Source organism: Pedobacter panaciterrae (assembly GCF_013204795.1).
GTDB classification, from domain to species: domain Bacteria; phylum Bacteroidota; class Bacteroidia; order Sphingobacteriales; family Sphingobacteriaceae; genus Pedobacter; species Pedobacter panaciterrae.
Genome location: NZ_JABMKW010000008.1, coordinates 197,051 through 213,943 on the forward strand (window position 1 = coordinate 197,051; position 16,893 = coordinate 213,943).

A 16,893-nucleotide genomic window follows, 5' to 3' on the forward strand; every position below is an offset into this window, starting at 1 on the left:
TAGCTTTTTGAATGGATGTGCGTTGCATATTTTTGAATAAACTATCATCAATTTTAGTTTAAGCGTTTAATACAGCTAAAGGCGGAGTATTTAATACTTTTCTGCTACTTAAAACACCCGTGAGTACAACCAAAAAGCAGATTAGGATAAACAACAATAGTATCGGTAATAGAGAAGGAGTAAAGCTGGTGTCGAAGCTAAATACAGCTAGGAGCCAACTGCCTCCAAGAGCAAGAATTATTCCTGCACCGGCAGAAAATGCGCCCAGAAATAAGTACTCTATGGCTGTAATTACAAGGATCTGTTTTCGACTGGCTCCCAAGGTTCTGAGCAGTACGCTTTCTCTTAATCGCTGGCCCCTGCTTGTTAGCACTGCAGAAATGAGTACTATCCAGCCGGTTGCCATGCTAAAAGCAGCCATAAACTGTATTACAAAACTTATTTTTGATAACAACTCATCTAAAGTTTTTAATATAAGACCCAGATCTATCACAGATACATTAGGGAATTTTCGTACCACAGCGCTTTGGAAGTTAGCCGAAACGTCATTTGAAGTAATTCGTGTCATCAGTACATGAAACTGGGGGGCATCCTCTAATACACCTGTAGGGAAAACAACCCTGAAGTTAGTTTGCATTCTTGCCCAGTTCACTTCTCTTAAACTTCCAACAACGGTAGGTATCAGTAATCCCTGAACGTTAAAAACGATACTATCGCCAACTCCTACATGGATGTTCCTGGCATAACCTTCTTCTAACGAAACATAGACCTTTTCTTCCGGTTTTGCTTTGCCTTGCCATATACCTTCGGTTACTTTTTCTGCCGAGGTGAGGGTGTCCTGGAAAGTTACCCTAAGCTCTCCTTGAAAAGCACGTTTGGAATCACCTGCAGTATCCTGAAGTGCCGTTTTTCCATTGATTTTCTCAATTCTAACGGTTACAACCGGTACCTGGTTCATTACCGGTAATTTATAATCTCTGGTTAATGTGGCAATTGCTTCCTTTTGTTCATTTTGAATGTCGAACAGTATCATATTTGCCTGATTGGCGGCAGAGGATATGGTTACCCTTTTTATTAAAATGCCCTGTACAAAAAACAGTGTACAGATGAATGCTGCCGATAAACCTATGGATACGGTAAGCATAAGGGTTTGGTTATTTGGCCGGTAGAGATTCGCAAACCCCTGTCTCCATAAATAACTTGAAGAAGCTGGTATGAGCCTTTTTACTGCCCACATTAAGAGTCTGGATAAAGCAAAAAGTAATAGGAACGAGATTAAGATACTTCCGGTAAACACAACTGCCTGCATCCAACTGCTCATTTGAAATCTGGTAAATGCCAGTACAAAAAGCAGGATGAGTAGATACACAATCCATTTTAACGGGTCTCTGGGGTCGTTTGATTTCTCAAACGAATGCCTGATGGCATTTAATGGAGAGATAATGCGTACTGAAAGGAGCGACGGCAGAGTAAATAAAACTGAAATGACCAAGCCCAGCAGTACTCCTTGTAAGATGGCAAGCCATGAAATTTGTAGGGTAAGTTCTACCGGGATGAAATCTTTTAATACTATCGGTAATGCGAACTGTATAATTGTGCCCAATGCAGCACCTAAAACAGCACCAATAAATCCTATAAAAACAATTTGGATGAGGTAAATTAAAAATGCCTCCCAGGCTTTTAAACCAAGACAGCGGAGGGTAGCTATAGAGTTTAGTTTTTCGCCAATATATACATGAATAGCGCTTCCAACACCTATACATCCCAATAAGAGGGCAATAAATCCTGAAAGCTCAAGAAATCTGCTCACGTCTCTGAATGATTTTCCGGTGCTTTCCTTTTTAGATTCTACAGTTTCTGTGTCGAGATTTTCTTTATCAAGCAAGCGCTGGATTTTTTTAACCTGACCAGCTACGGCAGATGGTTTATTGTACCGGTAGTAATACTTGTATTGGATTCTGCTGCCTATTTTGGTTAATCCGGTTTGTTCAAGATACTTTAGCGGGATATAAACAACAGGCGCTACGGTAGCAGATATTCCGGTTTGCCCGGGTGCTTTATCCAATATTCCAGCTATTAAGAAGTTAAGTGAACCAATTTTAATGGAATCGCCTGGTTTGGCATTGAACTGCAGCATCACTGTTTTATCAACCAATGCCCTGCGCTCTTGCTGAAAGGTTCTTGCTGCATTTACAGGGGTAGTTTCGATGGTTCCATAAAATGGGTAATTGCCTTCAAGCGCGCGTACCTGTACCAATCTGCTGCCTTCATTTTTAAGGAAATAGATCATTGAAGCGAAGCTTCTTTCCGAAGCCTTTTCATTTCCCAGCGTATCTAGTGCTGCTTGTGCTTTTGCGCTTACGGGTTTGCGTGCCTGTATCACCAGGTCTGCTCCGGTAAGCATTTTGGCTTGATTGTCAATATCACGTTGCATATTATCCCTGAATGAATACACGGCTACTAAAGCCGCAATTCCCAGGATAATTGACGATACGAAAAGAAACAGTCGGGATTTATTGCGACGGGCATCACGCCAGGCCATTTTAAAAAGCCAGCCGATGTTTACAGATCTTTTAAGTGCGGAATTATCTTGTTGCATTTGGATCGTCTGAAATGATTACGCCACCTTTTATTTTTATTATCCTGTTTGTACGCATAGCCAGTTCCAGGTCGTGTGTAACTATGATTAGCGTAGTTCCGGCATCCCTGTTCAGTTCAAACATTAGCTTTTCTATTTTTTCGCTGGTTTCGGCATCCAGATTACCTGTAGGTTCATCGGCAAAGAGTATAGCAGGTTTGTTGGAAAATGCCCTTGCCAGCGAAACACGTTGCTGCTCGCCACCAGAAAGTTGTACCGGATAATGATGTGAGCGCTCTGCAAGGCCTACTTTATCTAACAGATCCATGGCATGTGCACGAATGTCTTTCTCTCCGCGCAATTCCATTGGTACCATTACGTTTTCAAGCGCGGTAAGGGTTGGCATTAGCTGAAAGTTTTGGAATATAAAGCCTATGTAGCGATTGCGTACCGCTGCCCGCTGATCTTCTGTGAGCTCATCTAGTTTTATGCCATTTAGCTTAACGGAGCCGGTAGTAGATCTGTCGAGCCCCGCACAAAGTCCCAGAAGTGTAGTTTTACCACTGCCGGATGGACCTGTAATTGCAAGTGTAGAACCTCCTTCTACAGAGAAATTGACGTTGTTAAGGACAGTAAGTTCTTTTCCGGCACTTTTATATATTTTACTTACATTTTCAATGTGGAGTATGTTTTCTGATGGCATATTATTAATAAATAGGTATTTTTATAGTTAAATATACGAGGCCTGAGAAGTAATGGCTAATTTTAGATTTATATTACATAGATATGTTACGTTTTAAAGCTTCAGCCCTGATCATACTATTGTCAATTGTATTGGCATCATGTGGAAATAACCAAAATAAAGAACCATTACAGGCGAAACCTGCAGAGGCGGCACCTGTTGCTACCGAAGTTCCAGTTAAACAAAAAAATATTCTATTCTTCGGTACAAGTTTAACAGCCGGATACGGATTGGAACAAGGAGAGGCTTATCCGGAACTTTTACAGAAAAAACTGGATTCACTTAAGCTTCCTTATAAAGCAATAAACGGTGGACTAAGTGGAGAAACGTCTGCCGCCGGGAAAAACCGGATAGATTGGTTACTAAAACAACCAATAGCCGTTTTTGTGCTTGAATTAGGCGCTAATGATGGCTTGCGCGGAATAGCGGTTAATGAAACTACTGCCAATTTGCAGACTATAATAGATAAGGTTAAAAAGAAATATCCTCAGGCTAAAATGATTTTAACCGGAATGGAAGTGCCGCCTAACATGGGGGCTAAGTATGCTTCTGATTTCAGGAATATGTTTAAAACACTTGCAGCTAAAAATGAAATGGTTTTTCTGCCGTTTTTGCTAGAGGGAGTAGCGGGTATTCCTAAGTTAAATCAGAATGATGGTATTCATCCTACCGCCGAGGGACAGAAGATACTGGCTGAAAACGTTTGGACGAAATTGAAAGGTGTGCTGTAATTAGTAAAGATTTTTTTTACTATCTTCATTATCTAATCAAATAGCAATAGTGTATGAACATAGTCGTTAAAATTTGGGTACGCAACCCTGAATGGTACTGTGATGAGCATAAAAATCTGGATGACCGAAAGGAATGGGAACAATTGAATGCTGCTAAAATTCCAAAACACTCTCATTGCGCAGCCTTTAAATTCTCTGAAGAAGTGACTGGTTATTCTAAAAAAGATACCAATACTTATGAGCTGAACATCTCTGCCGAAGGTGAGGGCCATGAGAATTCGGCTGTTTTGGGTACGGTTTTATTAGAAGATGTTCACGTAACTGAATTTAATCATGGAGAAGATAGTACCCCTGTTGTCATATCAAATGATATTATTCATGATATCGTTACTACGCAGAAAGAAAATGGGAAATTATGCTGGAACTACTTTCTTAAAGAAAATATAGATATTTTAAATTTAGAGTCCAATATCTGGCTATCTGCCGCTCACAAGGATCAAATTCTAAAGGAAGTCCCGGGCCTTATGCTTGCTTAAACGAATAGTATAATCTGTATTTGCGCTAATATATTTAGTTTTATAATTGTTTTACTAATTTTATTAGCTTAGTTTTGTCGTGACCTAAATTTATTTGTCATGAGGGAAGGGAAGCAAATAATTCATATGGATCAGGACGCATTTTTTGTGTCTGTAGAGTTAAAAAAGGATAGTAGTCTTATTGGAAAACCCGTAATTATTGGCGGCATGTCGGATCGTGGAGTAGTAACTTCATGTAGCTATGAGGCCCGAAAATTTGGGGTACATGCGGCGATGCCAGCCAGAATGGCAAAGATGCTGTGTCCGCATGGGGTTTTTATTAAAGGCAGCATGGATGCTTATTCTAAAGCATCTCATGAAATTACTGATATTATAAGGGAAAGGGCGCCGCTGTTTGAAAAAGCCAGTATTGATGAACATTATATAGATATGACGGGCATGGATAGGTTCCATGGTTGTATGACTTATGCCCATGAACTTCGACAAGTTATTATGAAAGAATCGGGCTTACCAATTTCTTTTGGGTTGTCGGTAAATAAAACGGTTTCCAAAATGGCAACTAACGAATGTAAGCCAAGCGGGGAGAAGAATGTTGAAGCATCGGGTGTACAACCTTTTTTAAATCCTCTTTCAATCAGGAAAATTCCGGGACTGGGAGAAAAGACCTTTGTAAAACTCAGTGATATGGGCATCAAGAAGATTCATACACTGGCCCAGATCCATCCGGATCAGATGAATATGCTGATGGGGAAAAATGGGTTATCGCTGCTTCAAAGAGCCAAAGGGATAGACAATAGTCCGGTAGTTCCATATGCCGAGCAGAAGAGCATTGGCACACAGTGCACATTTAAAGCAGATACTATAGATATAAATATGATCAATAACCTGCTTACTTCGATGGTAATGGATATTGCATTTCAGCTGAGAGAAAAAAAGAAACTTGCGGCCTGCATTACTGTAACGATCAGGTATTCTAATTTCGAAGATGTTACCAGGCAGGCATCTATCCCTTACACTGCACTAGATAATACACTTATTCAAAAAGCAAAGGAACTTTTTAAACAGGTATATACCAAGAGGATGTTATTACGACTTGTTGGTGTGCGTTTGTCTAGTCTGGTAAACGGATTTGAACAAATTGATATGTATAGTGAATCGCAGGAACAATATAGCCTGGTGCAGGCAATGGACAGGATTCGCAAGCGATTTGGAGAAAAGGCAGTAACAAGGGCATCTGTGTTGAATATTGAATTATAAGCCATGTACCTGAACGTTCATTCTCAATATAGCTTGCGTTATGGCACTATGTCTATCGAAAAGCTCATAAAGGAAGCCACTTCTCGAGGGGTTACGCAGATGGTGCTTACAGATATCAATAACTCAACGGGGATCATGGAGTTTATGAGAGCATGTAATAAGAGCGGTATTAAGCCCATTGGAGGTGTTGAATTTAGACGAAATAAGCAATTACTTTATATTGGGGTTGCCAAGGATAAGGAAGGGATGAAGGAGTTAAATGATTTCCTGACTGAGCATAATCTGGAACAGAAAGAGCTGCCCGATAAGGTAAAACCCTTTAAAAATGCAGTTGTAATTTACCCCTATGCAGGTGATAATGTAACGGAACCATTAGGCGAAAATGAATATCTGGGGATTCGCTATGATGAGCTGCATAGCTTGCACGGCAAGGAGATCAATCATATAAAAGATAAATTACTTGCATTACAACCTGTTTTTGTGGCCGACAGGCTCGAATACCGCTTACATGAGTACTTGAGAGGGGTAGATTTGAATACGCTGCTTACGATGATTGGGCCTGAAGATAAATGCAGTAGTACCGATATATTTCTGCCCGCAGGGGAGCTGGAAGCTAGATTTAGTAAATATACTTTCATTCTAGACAATACACGGAAACTGATGGATAGCTGCAGGATGAATTATGCGGAGGGGAAAGTGCACCTGAACCGTAAAACCTTTACCGGGAGTAAGAATGATGATAAAGCACTGCTTGAAAAGCTGGCAATGGGAGGTCTGATTTATCGTTATGGAAAGAACAATAAGGAGGCACTGAAAAAAGTAGAGAACGAACTGAAGGTAATTAATGACCTGGGGTATTGTGCCTATTTCTTAATCACCTGGGATATTATTCGTTATTCCATGTCTAAGGGTTATTATCATGTAGGCAGGGGCTCAGGAGCTAATAGTGCCGTGGCTTTTTGTTTGCGTATCACTGACGTAGATCCGCTGGAACTCGATTTGTATTTTGAGCGGTTTCTGAATGCACAACGTACCTCGCCTCCGGATTTTGACATTGATTATTCCTGGGATGAGCGTGAAGATGTGCAGGATTATATTTTTAAGCGTTACGGAAAAGACCATACTGCGCTGCTAGGCACGATGAGTACCTTTAAAGACCGCTCCATTATTCGTGAGATTGGTAAAGTAATGGGCCTGCCAAAAGCTGAGATTGAGGGCTTTACAGATCCGGCTAAAGCAACGGAAAACAGAAACAATCCTACTTTTGAAAAGATTAACGCCATATACGAAATGATGAAGGAGATGCCCAATCAAAGAAGTATTCATGCTGGTGGCGTACTGATTTCGGAAGAACCGATTACTTATTACACTGCATTGGATTTACCACCCAAAGGAATGCCCACTGTACAATGGGATATGTACGAGGCGGAGGTGATTGGTTACGATAAATACGATATACTAAGCCAAAGAGGGATAGGGCATATCAAAGAAGCAGTGAGGCTGGTGGAGGAAAATCAGCAATATAAAATAGATATCCATCAGGTAAAGACGTTTATGAACGATGCTAACCTGAATAACAAGTTAAAATCTGGCAATAGCATTGGTTGTTTTTACATCGAATCGCCGGCAATGCGGCAATTGCTTACCAAGCTGGGCTGCGAGAATTACCTGACATTGGTTGCGGCCAGCAGTATTATTAGACCTGGGGTTGCACAATCAGGTATGATGAAGGCTTACATTCAGAATTTTCATAAACCAGATGCTGTAGAATACCTGCATCCGGTAATGAAGGAACAACTGGAAGATACTTTTGGGGTAATGGTTTATCAGGAAGATGTGATTAAGATCTGTATTCATTATGCGGGGATGGATGGTACGGATGCAGACATTTTGAGACGGGGGATGAGTGGGAAATATCGCTCGAAAATAGAATTCAATAAGCTGGTAGAAAAGTTTCATGAAGGAGCAAAGGCATTGGGCAGGCCACAGGCCATTACGGCCGAGGTATGGAGACAGGTATTCTCTTTTGCGGGTTATAGTTTCTCTAAAGCACATTCAGCGAGTTTTGCAGTAGAAAGTTATCAGAGTTTACATTTAAAAACCTACTATCCCCGGGAGTTTATGGTTGCGGTGCTGAATAATTACGGCGGGTTTTATACGCGTTGGTTGTATGTTCATGAATTGCAAAAAGCGGGTGCAAAGGTGCATTTGCCATGTGTAAATGTAAGTACTTCTGGAGTGTCCATTAAAGGGAATGATGCCTACCTGGGGCTTATTGGTATACAGGGACTTGAGAATAGATTTATAGAATTAATTCCCGATGAGGTTAAGCGAAATGGTGCATTTATTGATCTGGAGGATTTTGTAAAACGTACTGGGATGGGACTGGAACAGGTAATCATTTTAATTAGGGTGGCAGCTTTAAGGTTTACAGGTAAGAGTAAGAAAACTTTGTTGTGGGAGGTGCATATGATGTTGGGTGGTAAAGTTAAGCCTGTTAATCATGCAGAACTTTTTCATTTGGAAAGTAAACATTATATGCTGCCAGAGCTGATTAATACCAAGCTTGAAGATGCCTATCATGAGCTGGAACTGCTTGGGTTTCCTTTGTCGCTTTCTATGTTTGATCTATTGAAAACCCCATACAGAGGAGATGTGTGCACAGACAACCTGATTCAATATGTTGGACAAACGGTAAAAATGGTGGGATTGTATGTTTGTGAAAAGACTGTGCATACGAAAAACAACAAGAAAATGTGGTTTGGTACTTTTCTGGACGCAGATGGAAATTTCTTTGATACTACACATTTTCCCAACAGCACGCCTACTTATCCTTTTAGAGGAAAAGGTTGCTACCTGATATTGGGTAAAGTAGTGGAGGATTTCGGTTTTCCAAGTGTTGAGGTAATCAGGTTTGCAAAGCTACCTATTGTTCATAATCCTGTGATGGATTGAGCTTGATTAAATACAAAATTTGGAATTTTATTTTTTATGAGTCAAAATGCCAAACAAAAAATTGTCGAAAACTTAATAGCCGGAAAAAGTGCGGAATGTATAGTATTCTTTGTTTTTGAATCAAGAGAATAGGACTTTTGTTAATAGAATTGTGTGCCTAAATTGTAGTCTCATAAATAAATTTTTGTTTCGCACTTTTCGTTTTAATTATGTCTATTAAGATTTGTAGACATGCTTATATTTGGTTTTTAGGCATTGTTGTTCCTGCATCGAACAGCAATGCCTTCCTTAAAACAGTAACCCGAAAATTTATTTATCAACTGTCCTGATTTAGTTTCGAAGTCTTCTTTGTATCCTTCATAAAAATATACACCATCAGGGATATGAAAATACAGATGGTGATGTACCAGTAGTAATATTCTTCATGGTTCCAATCTTTTAATTGCAAAGCGATATATTCGGCTGATCCCCCGAAGATGGCAACAGTTAGCGCATAGGGTAATCCAACACCAAGGGCTCTAACCTGGGCTGGAAATAGTTCGGCTTTTACTACTGCGTTGATACTGGTATAGCCACTAACAATAATTAATGCAATCATTAAAAGAAAAAACGCCTGCCACTGTGAGGTGGTGTGACTTAGCGTTGTAAGCAATGGAACTGTGCATATGGTGCCTAATACACCAAAAGCAATGAGGAGTGGTCGCCTTCCTATTTTGTCGGACAATGCTCCGAATAAAGGCTGCAAACATGCAAAGATGAGTAGTGTTAAAAACGACATCAATGTAGATTGTTCTTTTGTCATGTGTACAGTATTGACAAGGAACTTTTGCATATAAGTTGTGTAGGTATAGAAGGCGAGGGTACCGCCTAGTGTTAATCCTATTACGGTAATTACCGCTTTGGGATGTTTTAATAATTCTTTTATAGTTCCTTTCTTTTCATTTCCGCGTTGCTTTTGGTTCTCGAATGCTTTTGTCTCATCGAGGTTTTTCCTAAGATAAAGTGCAACAATGGAAAGGATGGCACCGAATACAAATGGAATACGCCAACCCCATTCCTGAAGTTGAGTTTCAGATAGTAGTACTCTTTGCAGGATTAATTGAATAGCGAGGGCTAGTAATTGGCCCCCTATTAAAGTTACATATTGAAAACTTGAGTAAAATCCGCGTCTGTTTTTGGTGGCCATTTCACTTAAATAGGTCGCAGATACGCCATACTCGCCACCAACACTTAAGCCTTGAAGCAATCTTGCGGTTAACAAAAGGATGGGTGCTATAATGCCAATGGTTTTATAGGTCGGCGTTAGGGCGATTAGAAAAGAACCCAGCGACATCAATAATACAGAAAGTGTCATGGATTGTTTACGACCAACGCGATCGGCAACGCGACCAAAAATATAGCCTCCAAGTGGGCGCATTAAAAAACCTAAAGCAAATATCCCTACGGTATTTATTAACTGTACAGTGGGGTTTCCTTCAGGAAAAAAGGAGGCGGAAAAATAAATTGCAAAAGCAGAGTAGGCATACCAGTCGTACCATTCTACAAGATTACCTATGGAGCCACCAAAAATGGCTTTTAGTCTTCTTGCCGAGATTTTATCATCATTTCCTTCCATAGGTTTTATAGTTAAATGCAATTTATAGAGTTTGATCTTTATATAGGCAAAAATGGATCAACTAAAAATTTTTAAAGGCGTATACAATATTTTGTTTCTAAATGCGTCTTTATATGGAGAGCGTTAATTTAGATATACAGGAATGGTCGGTAGGACCATTCCTGTTTTCTTTTTATAGCCTATCTAGTTGTAATATAATTGTAACTATATTCTATGGTTATTTGATGAACGAATTAATTTGTATCTTGTATTGTTTATTTTTTATCTGTAAAGCAGTACGTTATGAATCAAAAAGAAATCAAAGACGAGTATGTTAACGCAGTTAACAAGATCGAAACCATTCTTAAATTCGATAAACATGTTTATCCTACAGCGACCGATTTTATTGGTCACCTTTTAAAACTATCTAAAAGCCATCATTTTGAAGTTTTAACAAAAGACGGCTCTAAACTGGAAGATGCTATTAATGGGTAAATGCCTTTGACAAGAGCTATAAACCTGGTAATACTTCTGTTCCTTGCAAACTGTGCTTCCGGACAAATTAAAAAAGTTCAGGAGGTAGTTGATTCCTGTGTAAAACAGCGAAACTTTAACGGCGCAGTGCTAATTGCAAGGGGTGGGAAAATTGAGTATTTAAAATATACGGGAATAGCAGATAGGGTTAATGATATCAGGTATTCCGAAAATACAAGATTTCACATTTGGTCGTTAACCAAAACATTCACGGCTGTACTGATCATGCAGCTCTATGAACAAAAAAGAATAAATTTAGATTCAACAATCTCTGTATATTATCCTGAATATAAGGGCGAAGCTGCAAGAAAAGTTACTATCAGGAATTTACTTACCTATAGTAGTGGAAGGTTTCATAGGGATATTAGTTCTCCGGAAATGATACATGAGGCTTATGATAAAACAATCTGGCCTCTGGATACTTTTATAAATAAATTCCTTTCAGAAAAATTAATAGATACGCCAGGTACTAAATTCAATTATAATAATGGCGACTTCATTATCCTGGGTAAAATAATAGAGAATATTTATGGAAAAAGTTACCAGCAGGTGCTAAAAGAAAAAATATTATTGCCTTTAAAAATGTTTCATACAGATTACCTTCATCATGAGGACATCATAAAAGGCATAGATCATGGTTATTCAAATAGAGATTCAAGTGTAACAGATCTTTATATGCCAACAAATTATTATATGGATAATTTCTATTCTGCGGGAGCTATGTACTCAACGCCGCAGGATTTGCTGTTGTTTGATCAGGCAATTTTTAATCATAAAATATTAAAACCTGAGACGGTGGATGTAATGCTTAAGGGGGATGAAAAGCTTGGAGATGTTGCTTTTGGATTTTGGGTATACCCTAAGAAATTCGGAAATGTAAATACCATATTTGCTGAAAGGCAGGGAGCAGGGTACGGACATAATGCGAACTGGGTACACCTTGTTGATAAAGATCTTACTTTTATTTTCTTATCCAATACGAACACGACTGATCTTAATAAGATGCGCCTAAAAGTAATTGCTGCTTATTTGGGCCAGAAATAGATGGTGTTTGGTGCCTAAGCGTATTGGTTGATGAGCTGCTGTAATTGCGTTGCCTGAACAACTCCAGATTGCCTCCAAAGAATTTTACCTTGTTTAAAGAGTATAAAAGTAGGTACACCTTGCACACCGTATGCGGCAGCAGCGGCTTGATTCTTGTCCACATCTATTTTTAGAATGGTTGCAGTCTCTCCAACTTGTTTTTTTAATGTGTCCAGAATGGGCGCCATAACTTTGCATGGGCCACACCATGTAGCATAAAAATCGACAAGTACCGGTTTATCACCTTTAATGATTTCTGAGAATGTAGCCATAGTATTACTAGTTTAATGTTATGTTATTCTAAGCAACAAACAGAATGCCACATACCTGAGTGGGATTTCTAATATATAAATTGATAGCTTTGTAAACTAGATTTTAATGATATGATTAGATACTGCTTTATACTGTTTATGATGATTCAACTGAACAGTTTTGCACAAGATTATAAAACACAGATTGCAACGCACCGCGAAAATTACAAGGCAGATTTTTTGAAGGATACCCGTTCACCGCTAAAGGAAGGTGATCTAAAGAATTTACATTTTTTTGAAGCCGATAGTAACTATAGGATAAAAGCGAATGTAGAGCTTTTAATAAACGAAACATCATTCCAAATGCCAACCTACACAGGTACTAGCAGGGAATATATACGTTATGCAATTCTTAGTTTTAAATTAAATGGCGAACCCCAGAAGCTTACTATATATAAAAGCATTTCTTTATCGAAAATTGCCGAATATAAGGATCATTTATTTCTGCCATTTACTGATGAAACCAACTCGGAGGAATCATACGGTGGTGGAAGGTATATTGACCTAAGCAGCCAGGATATTTCAGGAAATTTTATTGAGGTCGATTTCAATAAGGCCTACAACCCTTATTGTGCTTATAGCGATGGCTATCAATGTCCTAAACCTCCGGCAGAAAATGACCTGAAACTTAAGGTTAAAGCTGGTGAAATGATATATACCGGAGATAAAAAACATAAATAATTTCTTTTGATAGAATTAAAAATCAGAGTTAGTTGATTTAATCAACTAACTCTGATAAGCATAAACCATATTTAGATTTGCTGTCTGCTTATCTTTAATACGCTTTAAATGATCTTGGAATAGTTCGTGCTCAGTTTGTGAGGCAGTTGCTAGCGCCGCTTGTTTGTAGTGCTCTTTTGCTGTAGCGAAGTCTTGTAATTCCTCAGCATTTAAGCCAAGGCTCTCATGAATGTGAGCTTTACAAACTCCTGGAACAGTTAATGCCTTTTTAGCTATGTTTTGAGCTAATTTATGCATTTTTAATGTGATCAACAGCTTTAGATAATGTTCATAAACATCAGGGAAATCAGCCTCCAGTTCTATGCACTTTTTATAATAGTAGCCGGCAGTTTGGTAATTTTTGAACTGATAATAATAAAAACTACCCAATTGATAATATGCTCTGGCATACTCCGGATCTGAATTAACGATTTCATGAAAAAAGTGAAGCGCTTTTGGCAGCTCGCCATAATGAAGTTCTTCTATTGCCTGCAGATACTTTTCTTCTACAGTGTATAAAATGTCCATAAGGATATATGTATGATTTGCTAAGGATTAAATAGCCATAGCAAATTGATTATAATAAAATAAATGATTTTTGTTTAGGTCTTAGCGTATTCTAGTTAAAACTAAAATCCATACCCAAGTCCATGAGCCAAGGAGACCGGCTAATGTTATTCTTTTGGATATATTTAAGACGTAGCATGATTTTATTTTTTTACAAATGTAGTTAATTTTTTTTATTTAAAAACAGACTGCCATAGGGTTGTCAGTGGAGGTGGTTTTCTTTGTATAAGAAATGAGATTAACCACTAAAAACCCTACATTATGACTACGATTAACACAACCGCAGAAACAGTTTTGACGCCTTTATTTATTAACTCTAATGCTTTGTTAGACCATTGGCAAGGCCACCGCAGACTTACAAGACGTGTGATTGAGGCTTTTCCGGAAGATAAATTATTTAATTATTCTGTTGGAGGGATGCGTCCGTTTGCCGGTTTAATAAGTGAAATTACCAGCATGTCTGGTCCGGGGGTGAAAGGCATTGCTACCGACGAGTGGACAACCATTAATGAAATGGATCATCACACAGGAAAAACTGAAGTGAATTCCAAGGAAGCGCTGTTAAAGGAATGGGATAGGATAACAGATGAGATCAATACTTACTGGGCACAGATTCCAGAAGAGAAATTTCAGGAGGTAGTATTGGCATTTGGTCAATATGAAGGAGAGGCGTATGGTATTATCCTTTATTTTATCGATAACGAAATTCATCATCGTGCGCAGGCCACTGTGTATTTGCGTAGTCTAGGTATAGAGCCGCCTGCATTTTGGAACAGAGATTAATTGCCTAAATTGCATCCATGGAAAAAATCTATGGTGATCATGTAAATCTATTAACAATACCCGGGGAAGCATTTTTTCATCCGGGTTTTTTTATGGAGGATGATAGTTATATGTATCTGGATAAGTTAACTGAGGAAACCGAATGGAAACAGGAGCCCATAAAGATTTTCGGAAAAACCGTTCTTCAGCCTCGTTTTACCGCCTTTTATGGGGATGAGGATGTTAGCTATACTTATTCTGGTATTACCATGAATGCTTTGCCGTGGACATCGACCTTACAGAGAATAAAAGAAAATATTGAAACAGCTTTTGATACTAAATTTAATGCCTGCCTGTTGAACCACTATCGCGATGGTAAGGACTATATGGGCTGGCATAGAGATAATGAAAGGAATCTGGGTAAATTTCCTGTGATTGCTTCTGTTAGCTTTGGGGCATCAAGAATTTTTCAATTCAGAAATTACAAAGATAAACTGCCAATCGTTTCTATTGAATTAACCCACGGCAGCTTGCTGATTATGAAAGGAGAGACCCAGCATTATTGGGAGCACAGGCTTCCGAAGACGGTAATTGAAACCCAACCTAGAATTAATTTGACTTTTAGAACGATTAAAACTTAGTGGCTTTAGTTATTCGCTTTATACGCATTGGAAAAAAATATTGTTGTAATTAAGTCAGAAAAACATTTCAAGTTTTAATTGTATCTTAAACCCATTACTTTTGTTAACACTGTTAACTAAAATTAAACTAGTATGGGAATCGCAGAACGTAAGATCAGACAAAAGGAAGAGTTCAGGGCTAGCATACTTGAAGCTGCCTGGCTACAAGTGCTAACTGATGGCTGGCAATCTTTATCTATTCGTAAAATTGCCGACGCCATCGAATACAGTATTCCGGTTATCTACAATCATTTCGAGAATAAGGAGGCTATTCTTTTGGAATTTACTAAAGAGGGATTTCAAAAACTCGCAGATGCGCTGCTTGAAGTAAAGAATAAATATACTGAGCCATCAGAACAACTGGAGGCCATTGCTCATGCTTACTGGGATTTTGCTTTTGAACACAAGGAATACTATCAGTTGATGTTTGGCCTTGGGATACCTGCATGTGAAATGGTAAATCAAATTGCCGAAATGAAATACATGACTGGTATTATGATCACAACTATTCAGGAAGCAATTGCTTCGAGCAATAATACCGAAACCAACTATTTTCTAAAGTACCATACTTATCTCTCAATACTGCATGGTTTGGTTTCAATAGAGATGATCCAGAAAGTAGGAAAGCCCGATCCGGAGAAGAAATTAATCCTTCAGGATGCAATTTCGGGATTTATTAAATCACTTACAATTAAATAATCACCAAAATTTATATATTTAGCATCAACTGAAAAACTGAAAGTTTAAACATGAGAAAACTATTTAACACTAATTTCAACAATGAGGGCGTACATTTTATGCTGCTTATTACACGTATTGCTATTGCTGCATTTATGCTTACGCATGGTCTTCAAAAATTACCATGGCTTTTGGCAGGAGGTGAGATTCAGTTTGCAGATCCTATAGGTCTTGGTCAAACAGCTTCTCTGGTATTAACCGTGTTTGCTGAAGTTGTATGTTCCGTTTTAGTTTTGTTAGGTCTGGGAACCAGATTTGCAGTAATACCTCTGATTATACTTATGCTTGTGGCTAGTCTTATTATTCATGCACCAGATGCATTTGAGAAGAAAGAACTTGCATTTCATTACCTGCTTACTTACTTGTTTTTACTTGTTGCTGGCTCAGGTAAGTATAGCATTGATCATTTAATAAGCCGCAATATGAATGGCCGCAGACGGTAGTAAAAAAAGATTTGTATAATTTTACTGAATAATCCGTTATAGCTGTTATGAAAAAGATATTATTAGTTTGCCTGATGGCGATAGGGGTAGCTGGTTGTGGTATAAACAAACAGGCACGACAAATAAAAGCACTTGAAAGATGTAAATATAGGATCACTTCGGCTGATGAGATTACTCTGGCAGGAGCTGATGTGAAAAAGATGATCAGCAATCAGGATATTAATTTGGGTAGCCTTCCGGGACTTGCTCTGGGATTATTGAGAAAAGATGTTCCATTAAGAGCTCGGTTGAACCTGGAAGTAAAAAATCCTTCCGGTGATGATGCTTCTATTAATCAGTTTGAGTACAAAATATTGATTAACAGACAAGAACTTGCTGCCGGTTTTGTAAATCAGGAAGTAAATGTTGCTGCGGGACAGGCTACGGTAGTCCCGGTTGATATGGAAGTAAATATCTATCCGTTTATCTCCGATAGCAAGGTAATGAGGGAAATCACTGAGTTTATTCAATCTGGAAAGAATGGACCCGAAAAGAAAGGGATACTTACACTTAAAATCAGACCAAGTATTAAAGTTGCCGGTGGATTAGTGAAATATCCGGGCTTTATTACTATTGATAAAGAAGTAAGCAGCAAAATTCTCCTATAAGAACCGTAGTATTTT

General features: G+C 38.6%; 17 protein-coding genes. 12 read left to right on the forward strand and 5 right to left on the reverse strand.

The window, feature by feature from the left end; genetic code table 11:
- Nucleotides 1-58: 58 nt before the first annotated feature.
- Nucleotides 59-2,599 carry an ABC transporter permease gene (locus HQN86_RS02985; protein WP_216854311.1) on the reverse strand — a complete coding sequence of 847 codons (2,541 nt, stop codon included), beginning with the start codon at nt 2,597-2,599 and terminating at the stop codon, nt 59-61.
- On the reverse strand, nt 2,586-3,281 hold the full coding sequence (locus tag HQN86_RS02990; RefSeq protein WP_172659553.1) for an ABC transporter ATP-binding protein: 696 nt from the start codon (nt 3,279-3,281) through the stop codon (nt 2,586-2,588). The genes HQN86_RS02985 and HQN86_RS02990 overlap by 14 nt, the downstream gene beginning before the upstream one ends.
- Before the next feature lie 83 nt (nt 3,282-3,364).
- Here HQN86_RS02990 and HQN86_RS02995 point away from each other — a divergent pair, with 83 nt between their 5' ends.
- From HQN86_RS02995 to dnaE, 4 genes are all read left to right on the forward strand, one after another.
- Nucleotides 3,365-4,051, forward strand: coding sequence for an arylesterase (locus HQN86_RS02995; RefSeq protein ID WP_172659554.1), 687 nt, complete (start codon nt 3,365-3,367; stop codon nt 4,049-4,051).
- Between the two features lie 53 nt (nt 4,052-4,104).
- Nucleotides 4,105-4,587, forward strand: a complete 483-nt coding sequence (locus HQN86_RS03000) for a hypothetical protein (RefSeq protein WP_172659555.1) — start codon at nt 4,105-4,107, stop codon at nt 4,585-4,587.
- 99 nt (nt 4,588-4,686) lie between these two features.
- Nucleotides 4,687-5,844 (forward strand): DNA polymerase IV, encoded by a 1,158-nt coding sequence (dinB, locus tag HQN86_RS03005; protein ID WP_172659556.1) that lies wholly within the window; start codon nt 4,687-4,689, stop codon nt 5,842-5,844.
- Between the two features lie 3 nt (nt 5,845-5,847).
- Nucleotides 5,848-8,799, forward strand: a complete 2,952-nt coding sequence (gene dnaE, locus HQN86_RS03010; RefSeq protein WP_172659557.1) for a DNA polymerase III subunit alpha — start codon at nt 5,848-5,850, stop codon at nt 8,797-8,799.
- 316 nt (nt 8,800-9,115) lie between these two features.
- Here the strand turns inward: dnaE and HQN86_RS03015 are convergent, their stop codons facing one another.
- Nucleotides 9,116-10,414: an MFS transporter gene (locus HQN86_RS03015; RefSeq protein WP_172659558.1), complete on the reverse strand. Its 1,299-nt coding sequence runs from the start codon at nt 10,412-10,414 to the stop codon at nt 9,116-9,118.
- A 282-nt stretch (nt 10,415-10,696) separates the two neighbouring features.
- Here HQN86_RS03015 and HQN86_RS03020 point away from each other — a divergent pair, with 282 nt between their 5' ends.
- Both HQN86_RS03020 and HQN86_RS03025 read left to right on the forward strand, forming a co-directional pair.
- On the forward strand, nt 10,697-10,888 hold the full coding sequence (locus HQN86_RS03020) for a hypothetical protein (RefSeq protein ID WP_048906978.1): 192 nt from the start codon (nt 10,697-10,699) through the stop codon (nt 10,886-10,888).
- The gene (locus HQN86_RS03025) at nt 10,889-11,971 is read left to right on the forward strand and encodes a serine hydrolase domain-containing protein (protein WP_172659559.1); all 1,083 of its coding nucleotides are present in this window, start codon (nt 10,889-10,891) and stop codon (nt 11,969-11,971) included.
- A 14-nt stretch (nt 11,972-11,985) separates the two neighbouring features.
- Here the strand turns inward: HQN86_RS03025 and trxA are convergent, their stop codons facing one another.
- Complete coding sequence (gene trxA / locus HQN86_RS03030) at nt 11,986-12,282, reverse strand: thioredoxin (protein ID WP_048906977.1); 297 nt, start codon at nt 12,280-12,282, stop codon at nt 11,986-11,988.
- A gap of 138 nt (nt 12,283-12,420) precedes the next feature.
- Between trxA and HQN86_RS03035 the strand changes: the two genes are divergently transcribed.
- Nucleotides 12,421-13,002: a DUF1684 domain-containing protein gene (locus HQN86_RS03035; protein WP_246269405.1), complete on the forward strand. Its 582-nt coding sequence runs from the start codon at nt 12,421-12,423 to the stop codon at nt 13,000-13,002.
- A 45-nt stretch (nt 13,003-13,047) separates the two neighbouring features.
- Here the strand turns inward: HQN86_RS03035 and HQN86_RS03040 are convergent, their stop codons facing one another.
- Nucleotides 13,048-13,569 (reverse strand): hypothetical protein, encoded by a 522-nt coding sequence (locus HQN86_RS03040; RefSeq protein ID WP_048906975.1) that lies wholly within the window; start codon nt 13,567-13,569, stop codon nt 13,048-13,050.
- Nucleotides 13,570-13,869: 300 nt separating this feature from the next.
- Between HQN86_RS03040 and HQN86_RS03045 the strand changes: the two genes are divergently transcribed.
- From HQN86_RS03045 to HQN86_RS03065, 5 genes are all read left to right on the forward strand, one after another.
- Nucleotides 13,870-14,391, forward strand: coding sequence for a DinB family protein (locus HQN86_RS03045; protein WP_172659561.1), 522 nt, complete (start codon nt 13,870-13,872; stop codon nt 14,389-14,391).
- 17 nt (nt 14,392-14,408) lie between these two features.
- The gene (locus HQN86_RS03050) at nt 14,409-15,011 is read left to right on the forward strand and encodes an alpha-ketoglutarate-dependent dioxygenase AlkB family protein (protein WP_172659562.1); all 603 of its coding nucleotides are present in this window, start codon (nt 14,409-14,411) and stop codon (nt 15,009-15,011) included.
- Between the two features lie 132 nt (nt 15,012-15,143).
- Entirely contained in the window at nt 15,144-15,749 is a 606-nt protein-coding gene (locus HQN86_RS03055) for a TetR/AcrR family transcriptional regulator (protein WP_048906972.1), read from the forward strand.
- A 50-nt stretch (nt 15,750-15,799) separates the two neighbouring features.
- Complete coding sequence (locus HQN86_RS03060; RefSeq protein ID WP_172659563.1) at nt 15,800-16,231, forward strand: DoxX family protein; 432 nt, start codon at nt 15,800-15,802, stop codon at nt 16,229-16,231.
- Nucleotides 16,232-16,278: 47 nt separating this feature from the next.
- Entirely contained in the window at nt 16,279-16,878 is a 600-nt protein-coding gene (locus HQN86_RS03065; RefSeq protein WP_172659564.1) for an LEA type 2 family protein, read from the forward strand.
- Nucleotides 16,879-16,893 lie beyond the last annotated feature (15 nt).

Bases quoted from the DNA above. Each gene is read 5' to 3' on its own strand.
- HQN86_RS03050 (WP_172659562.1), top strand. From the start codon at position 14,409: ATGGAAAAAATCTATGGTGATCATGTAAATCTATTAACAATACCCGGG.
- HQN86_RS03045 (WP_172659561.1), top strand. From the start codon at position 13,870: ATGACTACGATTAACACAACCGCAGAAACAGTTTTGACGCCTTTATTT.
- HQN86_RS02995 (WP_172659554.1), top strand. From the start codon at position 3,365: ATGTTACGTTTTAAAGCTTCAGCCCTGATCATACTATTGTCAATTGTA.
- HQN86_RS03065 (WP_172659564.1), top strand. From the start codon at position 16,279: ATGAAAAAGATATTATTAGTTTGCCTGATGGCGATAGGGGTAGCTGGT.
- HQN86_RS03020 (WP_048906978.1), top strand. From the start codon at position 10,697: ATGAATCAAAAAGAAATCAAAGACGAGTATGTTAACGCAGTTAACAAG.
- HQN86_RS03040 (WP_048906975.1), bottom strand. From the start codon at position 13,569: ATGGACATTTTATACACTGTAGAAGAAAAGTATCTGCAGGCAATAGAA.
- dnaE (WP_172659557.1), top strand. From the start codon at position 5,848: ATGTACCTGAACGTTCATTCTCAATATAGCTTGCGTTATGGCACTATG.
- trxA (WP_048906977.1), bottom strand. From the start codon at position 12,282: ATGGCTACATTCTCAGAAATCATTAAAGGTGATAAACCGGTACTTGTC.
- HQN86_RS03000 (WP_172659555.1), top strand. From the start codon at position 4,105: ATGAACATAGTCGTTAAAATTTGGGTACGCAACCCTGAATGGTACTGT.
- HQN86_RS03060 (WP_172659563.1), top strand. From the start codon at position 15,800: ATGAGAAAACTATTTAACACTAATTTCAACAATGAGGGCGTACATTTT.
- HQN86_RS03055 (WP_048906972.1), top strand. From the start codon at position 15,144: ATGGGAATCGCAGAACGTAAGATCAGACAAAAGGAAGAGTTCAGGGCT.
- dinB (WP_172659556.1), top strand. From the start codon at position 4,687: ATGAGGGAAGGGAAGCAAATAATTCATATGGATCAGGACGCATTTTTT.
- HQN86_RS02985 (WP_216854311.1), bottom strand. From the start codon at position 2,599: ATGCAACAAGATAATTCCGCACTTAAAAGATCTGTAAACATCGGCTGG.
- HQN86_RS02990 (WP_172659553.1), bottom strand. From the start codon at position 3,281: ATGCCATCAGAAAACATACTCCACATTGAAAATGTAAGTAAAATATAT.
- HQN86_RS03015 (WP_172659558.1), bottom strand. From the start codon at position 10,414: ATGGAAGGAAATGATGATAAAATCTCGGCAAGAAGACTAAAAGCCATT.
- HQN86_RS03035 (WP_246269405.1), top strand. From the start codon at position 12,421: ATGATGATTCAACTGAACAGTTTTGCACAAGATTATAAAACACAGATT.
- HQN86_RS03025 (WP_172659559.1), top strand. From the start codon at position 10,889: ATGCCTTTGACAAGAGCTATAAACCTGGTAATACTTCTGTTCCTTGCA.